The sequence below is a fragment of the Micromonospora sp. LOL_021 genome (assembly GCF_048060215.1).
Classification (GTDB): Bacteria; Actinomycetota; Actinomycetes; order Mycobacteriales; family Micromonosporaceae; genus Micromonospora_E.
The window spans coordinates 1-12,147 of record NZ_JBHMIN010000090.1; the positions used below are offsets into that span (position 1 = coordinate 1).

13 protein-coding genes are annotated in these 12,147 nt (G+C 71.0%); 7 read left to right on the forward strand and 6 right to left on the reverse strand.

Annotated features, from left to right (window positions below; all coding sequences use genetic code 11):
• The first annotated feature begins 222 nt into the window (after positions 1–222).
• Positions 223–1,476 (forward strand): phosphatidylserine decarboxylase, encoded by a 1,254-nt coding sequence (locus ACFHWT_RS30465; RefSeq protein WP_416598096.1) that lies wholly within the window; start codon positions 223–225, stop codon positions 1,474–1,476.
• Positions 1,477–1,532: 56 nt separating this feature from the next.
• Here ACFHWT_RS30465 and ACFHWT_RS30470 read toward each other — a convergent pair whose 3' ends face one another.
• Entirely contained in the window at positions 1,533–2,594 is a 1,062-nt protein-coding gene (locus tag ACFHWT_RS30470; protein ID WP_416598097.1) for a CDP-alcohol phosphatidyltransferase family protein, read from the reverse strand.
• A 252-nt stretch (positions 2,595–2,846) separates the two neighbouring features.
• Positions 2,847–3,791: an NUDIX hydrolase gene (locus tag ACFHWT_RS30475; RefSeq protein ID WP_282233585.1), complete on the reverse strand. Its 945-nt coding sequence runs from the start codon at positions 3,789–3,791 to the stop codon at positions 2,847–2,849.
• 169 nt (positions 3,792–3,960) lie between these two features.
• On the opposite strand from ACFHWT_RS30475, the gene ACFHWT_RS30480 reads away from it, so the two are divergent.
• Positions 3,961–4,266: a PspC domain-containing protein gene (locus tag ACFHWT_RS30480; RefSeq protein ID WP_416598098.1), complete on the forward strand. Its 306-nt coding sequence runs from the start codon at positions 3,961–3,963 to the stop codon at positions 4,264–4,266.
• A gap of 9 nt (positions 4,267–4,275) precedes the next feature.
• Here the strand turns inward: ACFHWT_RS30480 and guaA are convergent, their stop codons facing one another.
• Both guaA and ACFHWT_RS30490 read right to left on the reverse strand, forming a co-directional pair.
• Positions 4,276–5,829, reverse strand: a complete 1,554-nt coding sequence (gene guaA, locus ACFHWT_RS30485) for a glutamine-hydrolyzing GMP synthase (RefSeq protein WP_416598099.1) — start codon at positions 5,827–5,829, stop codon at positions 4,276–4,278.
• Positions 5,830–5,886: 57 nt separating this feature from the next.
• Positions 5,887–7,557, reverse strand: coding sequence for an FAD-dependent oxidoreductase (locus ACFHWT_RS30490; protein WP_416598100.1), 1,671 nt, complete (start codon positions 7,555–7,557; stop codon positions 5,887–5,889).
• A 137-nt stretch (positions 7,558–7,694) separates the two neighbouring features.
• Here ACFHWT_RS30490 and ACFHWT_RS30495 point away from each other — a divergent pair, with 137 nt between their 5' ends.
• Positions 7,695–7,934, forward strand: a complete 240-nt coding sequence (locus ACFHWT_RS30495) for a hypothetical protein (RefSeq protein WP_158632395.1) — start codon at positions 7,695–7,697, stop codon at positions 7,932–7,934.
• A complete protein-coding gene (locus ACFHWT_RS30500; RefSeq protein ID WP_416598101.1) occupies positions 7,924–8,241 on the forward strand; it encodes a type II toxin-antitoxin system PemK/MazF family toxin in 318 nt (105 codons plus the stop codon). The genes ACFHWT_RS30495 and ACFHWT_RS30500 overlap by 11 nt, the downstream gene beginning before the upstream one ends.
• Positions 8,242–8,296: 55 nt before the next feature.
• Here ACFHWT_RS30500 and ACFHWT_RS30505 read toward each other — a convergent pair whose 3' ends face one another.
• Together ACFHWT_RS30505 and ACFHWT_RS30510 are read right to left on the reverse strand one after the other, a co-directional pair.
• Positions 8,297–8,674: a GntR family transcriptional regulator gene (locus tag ACFHWT_RS30505; protein ID WP_416598102.1), complete on the reverse strand. Its 378-nt coding sequence runs from the start codon at positions 8,672–8,674 to the stop codon at positions 8,297–8,299.
• 163 nt (positions 8,675–8,837) lie between these two features.
• Entirely contained in the window at positions 8,838–9,353 is a 516-nt protein-coding gene (locus ACFHWT_RS30510; protein ID WP_416598103.1) for a hypothetical protein, read from the reverse strand.
• Positions 9,354–9,486: 133 nt separating this feature from the next.
• Here ACFHWT_RS30510 and ACFHWT_RS30515 point away from each other — a divergent pair, with 133 nt between their 5' ends.
• The 3 genes from ACFHWT_RS30515 to ACFHWT_RS30525 all read left to right on the forward strand — a co-directional run.
• On the forward strand, positions 9,487–10,380 hold the full coding sequence (locus ACFHWT_RS30515) for a sulfotransferase domain-containing protein (RefSeq protein WP_416598106.1): 894 nt from the start codon (positions 9,487–9,489) through the stop codon (positions 10,378–10,380).
• Positions 10,381–10,467: 87 nt separating this feature from the next.
• On the forward strand, positions 10,468–11,466 hold the full coding sequence (locus ACFHWT_RS30520; RefSeq protein WP_416598104.1) for a DUF5954 family protein: 999 nt from the start codon (positions 10,468–10,470) through the stop codon (positions 11,464–11,466).
• 116 nt (positions 11,467–11,582) lie between these two features.
• The coding region (locus ACFHWT_RS30525; protein ID WP_416598105.1) for a cellulose-binding domain-containing protein at positions 11,583–12,147 on the forward strand (565 nt) is incomplete at its 3' end.

A 12,147-nucleotide genomic window follows, 5' to 3' on the forward strand; every position in this document is an offset into this window, starting at 1 on the left:
CGGTGACATCGTCGCCGGGCTGCGGGTGCTGGCCGGGGTCGGCGGTCGGTCCCTGTTCGCCCGACGCCCCGACGCCCGAAGAGCCCGCGCCCGGCGCCCCGACGCCCGACGAGCCGGCTGCCCCGCCCAGCGGGTCGGGTGGTTGACGGCCCGCTGCAGCCCACCGGTGGTGCACCTATGCTGGGTCCGCGTCCCACCATTGCCGCGAGGAGCCCGTCCGCCATGTCCGACACCCCCGTACCAGCCACTTCCGTGCTTCGCACCCGCGTCGACATCGGCGAGCGCGCCGCCCGGGCGCTGACCGCCGAACTCGCCCGGGACAACGCGGCGAAGCACGTCCTGCTGGTCGAGGTGGCCCCGGGGTCGGTGGTGGTCGACGCCGCCATCGACGCGCTGCTACCCGGCGACACGATGACCGTGGTGCCGGCCAGCGCCGACCAGACGGCACAACTGCGGACGGAGATCGCCGGCCACGGCCCGTGGGTCGACGAACGGGTTCGGGTGATCGAGACGGCGTCGGCCGCTGACCCGGCCGACCTGCTGATCGTCGGGACCGTCCGCACCGGAAGTGGCGAGCAGACCCGCGCCATGATCGACGGCTACGGCAAGTACCTCACCGAAGGCGCCGTACTGTCCGTTGCCGTCGCGGCGCTGCCGGGCGGCACCTCGGGCGCGGCCGCCGAGCTGGACCGACAGGCGGCGCTCTTCGGCGTCGGCAGTGACCTGGTGCTGCGCAACGTCCCGCCGCTGCGGGTGCACCGGCTGCGTTTCACCCCGGCGCCGGTCGACCGGGCCGCCAAGCTGGGGCCGGCGTTCCGGACGAGCAGCGTGCCGCTGACCCGGGGGATGCACATCGACTCCAGCGGCGTGGCCGCCGCCGGGATCGCCCTCGGGCTGGCTGCGGCGACCCGGTTGGCCCGGCCGAAGAGCCGGCTCTGGCTGCTGCCGGCGTTGGCCGCCGGCCCGGTCGCCGCGTTCTTCCGCGACCCGCAACGCGACGTACCGGAGGACCCGACCGCCGTGGTCGCGGCGAGCGACGGCCGGGTGCTGTCGGTGGAGCGGGTGCACGACGAACGGCTCGATGCCACCGAGTTCCTGCGGATCGCGGTCTTCCTCTCGGTGCTCGACGTGCACGTCAACCGCAGTCCGGTCGCCGGCCGAGTGGTCGACCACTTCGTCACCGACGGGGGTTTCGCCGCCGCGATGAAGCCGGCCGCCGAGCACAACGTCGCCGCGTACACGGTGTTGGAGACCTCCCGTGGGCGGGTGGTTGTTGCGCAGCGCACCGGGATGGTGGCCCGGCGGATCGTGCACCGCGCCCCGGTCGGCGGTCTGCTCGCCAAGGGCGAGCGGTTCGGGCTGATCAGGTTCGGTTCGCGCACCGACGTCTACCTGCCGGCGGACGCCGCCGAGGCGCTGGTCGGGCCGGGTGACCGGGTGGCCGGTGGCAGCTCGGTGATTGCCCGCTGGCGCTGACCGGCAGGGCATGCCTGCTGGCCGCCGGTCGTGCCAGCCTGGCCGCCGGCCCAGGGTCAGGCGGCCCGTCGCTGGTGCAGCCAGAGCAACGGCCCGCTCGCCAGGTAGGCCAGCACGGTCAGGCCGAAGGTCAGCCGCACATCGATCAACGCGCCGACCACCGGCACGACCCACAGCCACGGCGGCAGCTTGATCAGCCGGGCAAGCTTCGCGTACGGGAAGCTGGAGACCATCGCGAAGGCAAGCAGCGCCACGACCGCCAGTTGCGCACCACCGGGGATCGGGACGTCGATCAGCACGCCGAGACCGAGCACGGCGGCGGCCAGCGTGGTCGGTACGCCGGTGAAGAACCGGCCGTCGCACGGTGACACGTTGAACCGGGCCAGCCGGATCGCTGCACAGCCGGCGACCAGGGCGCAGGCGACCGCTGCGGCGGTGGTGGAGACCGAGCCGGCCAGCGAGGCGTAGACGACGACCGGGGCGGCCAGCCCGAACGAGCACATGTCGGCGAGTGAGTCCATCTGCGCCCCGAACGGGCTCGCCACGCCGAGCCGGCGGGCCAGCGCCCCGTCGAGTCCGTCGAAGACCACGCAGGCGATCAGGCAGACCGCAGCCGGGCGTACGTCGCCTTCCATCGCCAGGAAGATGGCGGTGAGGCCGAGCGTGAGGCTGGCCAACGTGGTCGAGTTCACCAGCACGAAGCTGGCCCGCCGGGCCGCCGTCGAAGTGCCGGGCAGCAGCGGTACGGGGGCCGGCCGCAGCCCGCCGGGCCGGCTGCCCGCCGTGGCGTTGTGGTCGTCGGAGGTGGAGGTCGGGTGGTCCTCGACGCCGGTCGCGGGCACCGGACCGACCGGACCGACCGCCGGGCTGAGCGGAGCGATCGCGGCGATCTCGGCCGCCGTCAGCGGGTCGACCCGGTACCGCCCGGCAGGGTCCGCCGGCCGCCGACCGAACCGGAGCCGGTCGCTCCCGGTGCGGCCGACCCGCACCAGCAGGACCTGGCGGGCCAGGCTGCCACTACGACGAAGCGGACCGGTCCACCGACGGCCCGCCCATTGACGTCCTGCCGGTCGGGGACTGTCAGTCGTACGCCGCCGCCGCCACGGGGCTCTCGCCACGGATCCCTCCATCATCGGTCGGTCGTCCGGAGCGCAACTTGCGCCGGACGCCCGATTATGCGGCCTACACCATTGCACAGCCGACGCGGGATGGCGAGAGATCAGTCTGGGTTATGCCGGTTCGTCCGGGCCAAACCGGTCACCTGCTCACGGCGATACGCTTGCTTCAGCAAGCGGTGCTAGCTGAAGCAAGCGCGGACCGCAGCCTTCCGGCGGCGCCGCCGAGCGTCGGAGGCACCGCCGGGGTCGGAGTCAGACCAGCCGGGCGGCTCCAACCGCCTCGGCGGTCACCTCGGTCAGCTCCGACCGGATGGCCGCCAGGTCCGTACGGGCGAACCAGCGGGCCTCCGAGGTCGACCCACCGATGTCAGTGACGATCGGCAGGGACGGGCGGTCCACCTCCACCTGGTAGAAGGCGCGCACCCCGTGCCAGTCGATCGGGTAGCCCTCCGGCCCGAGCGAGGCCGCATCCCGGTGGCTGGCCACGCCGAGCAGCCGGACCAGCCGGCCACGCTGACCGGTCTCCTCGACCAACTCGCGGATCAGCGCCGTGCCGGGCTGCTCGCCGTAGTCGGTGCCACCGCCGGGCAGATGCCACCGACCGGCACCCGGGTAGCCGGGCGCGATCCGGGTCAGCAGGACCCGCCGGGCCGGGTCGGTGGCAACCGCGTACGCGGCGAACCGTTGCGCCCGGTGCAGCCCGTCCGGCCCAGGTACGGCGTAGAACGATGGGAAGTCGGGAGCGGTGTCCGGGCGTAGGTCGATCGTCTCCGGCGGCAGGCCGAGGGCGCTGGCGGTGAACGGACGCAACGGCAGTTGCTTCGCCTCGTCCAGGCTGCACCACCGGGCGAGGTCGGTGGGCTGGTTGATCCGGTGGCAGATCTGTCCGCCACGGATCGACGCGTCGTAGATCAACCGGTCGGTGTGCAGGGTGATACCGCGCCGGGGAAGGGAGCGCATGTCGGCCAGCACGTCACGCAACCCGGTGACCGCGACCGAAATGCCGGTTTCCGCAGCGGTCTCCCGGACGACGGTGTGGTTGGGATCCTCCCCGTGGTCCACTGCCCCGCCGGGCAGCGACCACACCCCGGGTGTACCAGAGCGCGGAGAGGCGCGGACCAGCAGAACCCGGTCCTCCGAATCGGCACAGACAGCGTATGCCGCGATCCTGCGAAGCGGCTCTAGGGCGGGAGTCACGAGTCCGAATTCTGCCCGCAAGTAGCCAGTCGGCGCGGACGACTGTCAGATTGGCGACAGTATTCTAGGTAACTACTTGACTACCTAGAGCCGCATTCCGGGACGGATCAGGGTATTGATCCGGGGGGTCACCGAGGTCGCCGGGGACCGCCGCGCGGACCGTTGAAGCATGACGACCTCCCAGAACCCCACAGCTCAGACCCCGTACAAGCAGCTCCGGCGACCCACCACGGACCGCATGATCGCCGGTGTCGCCAGCGGCCTCGGCCGCTACTTCGACACCGACCCCACCCTGGTCCGGGTGATCTTCGCGGTGGTCACCGTGCTGACCGGCGGCCTGGCCGCGCTGACCTACCCGGTGATCTGGTTCCTGATGCCGGAGGAGCCGCCGACCGCACCGGCCTGGCCCGGCACCGCACCGGCCGGACCCGGCACCGCGCCGACCCGGCCGCACCAGGCTGGTCCCACCGACTGACCGGTCAGCTCACTCCCACTCGATGGTGCCCGGCGGCTTGCTGGTCACGTCCAGCACCACCCGGTTCACCTCGGGCACCTCGTTGGTGATCCGGGTGGAGATCCGGCCGATCACCTCGTACGGCAGCCGGGACCAGTCGGCGGTCATCGCGTCCTCACTGGACACCGGGCGTAGCACCACCGGATGGCCGTAGCTGCGCCCGTCGCCCTGCACCCCGACACTGCGCACGTCGGCCAGCAGCACCACCGGGAACTGCCAGACGTCACGGTCCAGCCCAGCGGCGGTCAGCTCCTCGCGGGCGATCAGATCGGCGGCGCGCAGCAGGTCCAGACGCTGCCGGTCGACCGCGCCGATGATCCGGATCGCCAAACCCGGGCCGGGGAACGGATGCCGCCAGACCATCGCCTCTGGCAGGCCGAGCTGCAGGCCGAGCGCCCGCACCTCGTCCTTGAACAGCGTGCGCAGCGGCTCGACCAGGGCGAACTGCAGGTCGTCCGGCAGACCGCCGACGTTGTGGTGCGACTTGATGTTGGCGGTGCCGGTGCCGCCGCCGGACTCCACCACGTCCGGGTAGAGAGTGCCCTGTACCAGGAACTCGACGTCCCCGGCGGCGGCCACCTCGCGGGCCGCCGCCTCGAAGACCCGGATGAACTCCCGACCGATGATCTTGCGCTTCTGCTCCGGGTCGGTCACCCCGGCCAGCGCGCCGAGGAACTGGTCGGTGGCGTCGACCACCTTCAACTTGATCCCGGTCGCGGCGACGTAGTCCGACTCGACCTGCTCGGCCTCCCCCGCACGCAGCAGCCCGTGGTCGACGAAGACGCAGGTCAACTGGTCGCCGACGGCCCGGTGCACCAGCGCGGCGGCCACCGCCGAGTCCACCCCGCCGGACAGCCCGCAGATGACCTCCTTGGCACCGACCTGCTCGCGGATCCGGGCCACCTGCTCGTCGATGATGTTCTGCGGCGTCCAGGTCGGCTCGACGCCGGCGATGTCATAGAGGAAGCGAGTCAGCATCAGCTGGCCGTGCGCGGTGTGCCCCACCTCCGGGTGGAACTGCACCCCGGCCCGCCGACCGGCGAGATCCTCGAACGCGGCGACCGGCGCCCCGGCCGAACCGGCGGTCACCACGAACCCCTCCGGCGCGGCGGTCACACAGTCGCCGTGGCTCATCCACACCGGGATCTCGGTTGGCAGCTCCCGCAGCAGCACCCCGGCCTCGGGGCGGGCGGCCAGCGGGGTGCCGCCGTACTCCCGGTTGCCGGTGTGCGCGACCGTGCCGCCGAGCGCCAGCGCCATCGCCTGAAAGCCGTAGCAGATGCCGAAGACCGGCACCCCACCGTCGAACAGCTTCGGGTCGACCTGCGGGGCGCCGTCGGCGTAGACGCTCGCCGGGCCGCCGGACAGGATGATCGCCGCCGGCTCCTTGGCCAGCATCTCGGCCACCGGCATGTCGTGCGGAACGATCTCCGAGTAGACCTTGGCTTCGCGCACCCGACGGGCGATCAGCTGGGCGTACTGGGCTCCGAAGTCCACTACCAGGACCGGACGCGGCGTGCTCATGCTCCGGAGCCTACCGACCGTCGCCGAACCGTCCCGACGATGGTTCAGGGTCGCGGCTCAGCTCGCCGGCGGGCGGCGGTCCGGAGCGCCCTTGACCGGCCAATGGGCCACTGCCCGCTCGGCGAGCGCGACAATGGTCAGCGACGGGTTCACCCCCAGGTTCGCCGGCACTGCCGCGCCGTCCAACACATGCAGGCCCGGACAACCAAAAACCCGGTGGTACGCATCGACGACGCCGTCCGCGCGGGTGGCCCCGATCACCGCCCCGCCCAGGATGTGGGCGGTCATCGGCACATCGAACGGCTCGGTGACCGCGCCGCCCGGGATGCCGCCGATCTCGTCGGCGAGCAGCCGAACCACCCGGTGACCGGCCGGGATCCAGCTCGGGTTGGACCGGCCGTGTCCGTGCCCGGCGACCAGCCGACCGCGTCGGTGGTACGTGGTCAGCGAGTTGTCCACCGACTGCATCACCAGCGCCACGACGGTGCGCCTCGACCAGTCCCGTACCGACAGCAACCGGACCGTGTCGCGGGGCCGCCCCGCCAGCGCGGCCAGCCAACGACGCACCCGGCACGGCCCGCCGGGCACCAGCGCCGACTGCAGCAGACCCATCAGGTTCGACCCGGGGCCGTAGCGCACCGGCTCGACGTGGGTGCCCGGCTCCGGATGGAACGAACTGGTGATCGCCACCCCGTCGGTGAAGTCGAGCCGCCGGCGGCGGGCAGCCCGGCGAGGCACCGACGCGCCGAGGATCGCCTCCGAGTTGGTCCTGGTCAGGGCCCCGATCCGGGCGGAGATCGCCGGTAGCGCGCCGGTGGCGCGGGCGGTGTGCAGCAGCCGTTGGGTACCGAGCGCCCCGGCGGCGAGCACCACCTGGTCGGCGGCGATCGTCTGTCGGCCGCCGGCCCAGGCACCGGTACGCCGTACGTCGACCAGGTAGCCGGCACCGCCCGGACCCGGCCGCAGTCCGACCACCGTGGTCAGCGGCCGGATCCGCGCTCCGGCCCGTTCGGCGAACCACAGGTAGTTCTTCGGCAGCGAGTTCTTGGCGCCGACCCGGCAGCCGGTCAGGCAGGACCCGCAGTGGGTGCAGCCGGCCCGGTCCGGCCCGGCCCCACCGAAGTGCGGGTCGGCGACCCGCTCGCCGGGGCGGCCCAGGTAGACGGCTACCGGGGTGGACCGGAACGTGTCGCCGGCACCCATCCGGTCGGCGACCGCGCGCATCACCTTGTCGGCGGCGGTGGTACGCGGATAGTCGACGACGCCGAGCATCTGCTTGGCGCGGGCGTAGTACGGAGCGAGCTCGGCCCGCCAGTCGGTGATGCCTGCCCATTGCGGGTCGGCGTAGAAGTCGGCCGGGGGCTCGTAGAGCGTGTTCGCGTACACCAGCGACCCGCCGCCGACCCCGGCTCCGGACAGCACCAACACCCCGGCCCGGCCGCCGCTCTGCCCCGCGCGTGTCTTTCCCCTGCCTGTCCCGCCCGCGCGGCTGCCACCTGCTCCGCGTCGGCCGGCCGGGCGCAGCAAGGTGATCCGCTGGATCCCGTAGCAGCCGAGCGCCGGCGCCCACAGGAACCGTCGCACCCGCCAGGAGGTACGCGGCAGCTCGTGGTCAGCGAAGCGGCGGCCGGCCTCCAGCACCAGCACCGAGTAGCCCTTCTCGGCGAGCCGCAGCGCGGCGACGCTGCCGCCGAACCCGGACCCGATCACGACCACGTCGTACCGCATCCCGCCATCATTACCGACTGGTAACCGCTGCACCACCAACCGATCCGCCGATCCATCCGCTAGCGAATCGGCAGGCACCCGGAGGAAGTAGACCGGAGTTGTAGACGGAAAGTAGCCTGAAACGTAGAATTCTCTACATGGCGACGACGACGATCCGGGTCAGCACGGCCACTCGCGACCGGCTGATGCGGACCCGCACGGAAGAGTTCGGTGACGCGCCGATTGACGAGGTCATCACGCGGCTTCTAGATGAGCACGCCGACCAGGCGCTGAGGGCGAAGATGCGGGCCGACGCGGAGCACGCTCGTGGCAACATCGACGACCTGGCGGAGGTTCGCCGGGTACAGGCTGAGATGGACGAGCTCAGTGCGTGGTGACGTTTACCGGCTGCGCGCACCCCGCGATGCCGTCGGTCACGAGCAAAAAGGAGCGCGGTACGCCGTGGTGGTGCAGTCCGACGATCTCAACCTGTCAACGACGATCGTCGCTCCTACCTCCACCTCAGCCCACCCGTACGTGTTCCGGCCCGAGGTCACCGTGCGCGGCGAGCCAACCCGACTCATGCTGGACCAACTGCGTGCCGTCGACGCCGAAAAGGCGATTGGCGAGCGCGTCGGCCGGCTGAGCCCAGCCGAGATGGTCGAGGTCAACCGGCTGCTACGCGCCGTTCTGGACATCCTTTGAGCCGGCCCAACTCCTGGACGGCGGACTACCGGACCTGCGCGTCGAGGTCATGCGTCTAAGCCTCCAGCGCTCGGGCGACCGCCGAGATGATCTGGGTGTCGTCCACGCCGAGTTGACGCGTCTCGCGGACGAACGCGGCAGCGTGGTGACGCAGCATCTCGTCCGGACCGGGCCCGGCGGGCGGCGCCGCCGCGACCCGGGTGCCGCCGCCACGCCGGGAGGTCACCAGCCCGGCCACCTCGAGCTCGCGGTACGTACGGGCCACCGTACCGGCGGCCAACCCCAGGTCGGCGGCGAGCTGGCGGACGGGCGGGAGGCGGTCACCGGGGGCCAGCGCGCGGTACCGGATCAGTTCGACCAACTGACGGCGTAGTTGTTCGTAGGGCGGCGTGGGGTCACCGGTGACCACCGTCAACGCCAGACGATTGGTCATCGCGTCCGCACCGGTGGATCGGCCCGGTCCGTGAGCAGGAGGACCGCAGCCGCACACCAGGCCCCCATCGCGAGCGCTGCCGGTGCCAGCGCGAGCAGCACCCAGCCTGTGACGGTCCACCAGGTTGGCGCGCAGGACGTGCCGAGCAGGCCGTTGGCCGCCGTCAGGCTGACCCCGGCGAGCGGGATGGCGACGAGGATGCCGACCGCGGTCGCCGGACGATGGGGCGCAGGACGAGGTACGCCATCAGCAGGCCAACCAGCACGACGACCGCCAGCCCGGACGTGTAGTACGAGCCCGGCCACGGAGTGCGGCTCTCGAACAGACCGGTCGCGCACTGTCGGGTGAGCGCCCGTCCGGCACGACCCATGTCGTCGGGGTCACCGGCCGTCGTCGTCGCGGTGAGCAGGACGAGGAGCACGCCGCCGGCCACAGCGACCACCTGGCCGAATCGGCGCGGCAGGTAGTCGCGGATCCGGCGGACCTCGACGGCTGCGGTCCGGGTCGACCCGCGTGGTGGCCGTACCGTGAGTTCCCCGGCGAGTACGCCGACGAGTGTGCAGAGGCCGAACAGTGGTGCTGCCAGCAGCAGCCCCTGCCCCGCTCCCTGGTCAGCACGCCCAGCGAGGGAAGACTCACGGGCAGCTCGAGGTTGACCGGCACCGTACAGGTCCATCATGATCTCAGGCTGAGGTGCGTACTATCATCTCAGGCTGAGATGCGCATCATCCGCCGATGCGTGTCGTCCGCTTTCGGGCAGGGATCCGCTTTGAGGCAGAGACAGGGCTGCGGGCAGAGACAGGGCTAGGACACTGATCAAACAGACCTTTACCTTCGCCAAGCACCACACGCCCAGCAACCTGCGGGTGGCGGTGCGGTGGACGATGCTCGAGACGCGGATCGCGAGAAGCCGGCTGACGATCCCGGTGGTGGCCCGCTGCGAATACGACAACATCTACCACTGTACGGTTCGCAAGACGGGCAGCCAGTGGGTGAAGGCCATCCTCAGCGACCCGGTCGTGTATCAGTACTCCGGCCTGCTGCCCTTCGATCAGCGCGTCCACCGACGGCGCTACCCTGACGCCATCCCGCCCGGTCGGGTGGCTTCGTCGCTCTTCGTCGGCTACAAGCGCTTCGAAGCGATCCCCAAGCCGGAGAAGTACCGGGCCTTCTTCGTGATGCGGGACCCGCGCGACATCGTCGTCTCCAGTTACTTCTCGCTGCGGAACTCGCACACCCCGATGGGCGATGTGCTGCACCATCGGAAGATCCTCAAAGAAAAGCCACGCAAGGAAGGCCTGCTGTACATCATCAACCACCTCGCGGAGAAGAACCTCTTCTCCGCGCTGCGGTCGTGGGTGGTCGCGCCCAGCGCCGAGACGTTCCGCCTCTTCCGGTACGAGGATCTGACCGGTGAGCGACAGGCTGACGAGGTGGAAGAGTTGATGCGGCACTGCGGGATCGCCCTGCCTCCAGACGAGTTGGCGGCACTGCTCGACCGGCACGGGTTCTCCCGCATGCGTAAGAATCGCCTGGAGACCGGGCCGACCGCGCACTACCGCAAGGGCAAGGCCGGGGACTGGCTCAACCATTTCGACGACGACATCTACGAAGCCTTCGTCGCCACGACCGGCAACCTCGTCGAGCTCTGCGGGTACCCCAGCCGGGACGAGGCGCGTGCCGCCATGGACCCGAACGGCGCGTAGGGTCGCGCCCAGACGGATCGACCGTGATATGAGCCGATCCGGGCTGGCGGGGCTGCGCCCCAGCGATCGAGCCATCACAATGCGTACATGGTCTATGACGCCAACCAGGTGCCCGAGCACCTGCTGATCAAGATCGAGCATCGGGACGACCCCGTATCGGCGGTCTCCGAGGACGACGCCCGCAACCGTGCGGCCGCCTACCCGAAGCTCATGTGGGGTGCCCCGATCTTCGGCTCCGCACAGGAGGTGAATGGTCGGTGGCGGATCCTGCGGCTGAACGCCGACAGCCCGCAGGACGCTCGCGACAGCCTCGCGTCCCACTTCCGGAGGCTGCACAGTGAGACACCGCAGACCCCCGAGCACGCCGCCGAGCGGGCCGAGTACGAAGCGGTGTACGAGCTGCTGGACTGGGAGGCGGTCGACGAACTGACTGTCAACGGTTCCCGCTACCGGATCATCCGCGCCCAGCCGTTCATCCGGATGGGCGCGGACGGGCCGGAGCCACCCCGGCCGACCGACCCGGACCCGTACCCGCCGGGCCAGACAAAGCGAAACACGTCGCAGTTGGACGGATCTGTCATTGACCCGGCCGCCGGCACCGGACTGACCAATGGACTCGTCCGGATGGAGATGACTTCCGCCTCCTACCATCCGGGAGCCGTCCCAGGGGACGTGCACGCCGATTCCCGGCTGGCGGTGACCACGCATCCCAACGTGGTGCTGCTCCCGGTCGGCTTCACCGTCGGAGAGTGCGTCGCTGGCCGATGGCGGCCGCGGTCGTCCACCACCTACGCGACGCCGCAGGACGCCCGGGACGCGCAGTCGTTCTCGATCTCCGACGTCGGCGTCGAGCTGGACGACGACACCCCGATGGAAGAGTTCATGGCCGCGTACGAGCGGGCCCGCGCGGCGCACCGGCCGCCCCGCACCGACGACTTCGAGTTGAAGGGCGTCCCGTGCCGGGTGACCCGGGTGGAGACCTTCGTCCGGGTCGGCCCGGACGGCCCGGAGGGGCCCCGCCCGTCTGACCCGGACTCGCACCTGCCCCCGGCGCGGCTCATGCAGGAACCCGACGTCACAGCATAGACATAGGTTGATGGACTGGGAGCGCTCCCGTAACATACCCGGCACGGATGTTAACGCTCACCTAACACTGACCTGCACACAAGTGCGAGGTCACCGTCCTGCCGGGAGAGTGCTACATGATCAAATCAAGAACCACCAGAGCCGGCCTGGCGTCGGCCGGGGCCGCGTTGCTGGCGTCGGCGGCGCTCGCCGTGGCGGCACCGGCCGGTGCCGCCGCGGCGGGCTGCTCGGTCAACTACGCCGTGTCGTCCCAATGGCCGGGCGGGTTCGGCGCCAACGTGACCATCACCAACCTCGGTGATCCGCTGACCAGTTGGACGCTGACCTGGTCGTTCGGCGCCGGGCAGACGGTGACGCAGGCCTGGAACACATCGCTGACCCAGAGCGGCTCGGCGGTGACCGCCAGCAACGTCAGCTACAACAACGCCGTCCCCACCAACGGTACGGTGTCGTTCGGCTTCAACGGCTCGTGGACGGGTAGCAACCCGGCACCGACGAGTTTCTCGCTCAACGGCGTGTCGTGCAACGGCGGCACGACCCCGACCAGCGCACCGCCGCCGACCACCGCACCACCCACCACCGCACCACCCACCACCCCGCCGCCGACCACCGCACCGCCGACCTGCGATCTGCCGTCGACGTACCGCTGGACCTCGACGGGACCGCTGGCCCAACCCCGAT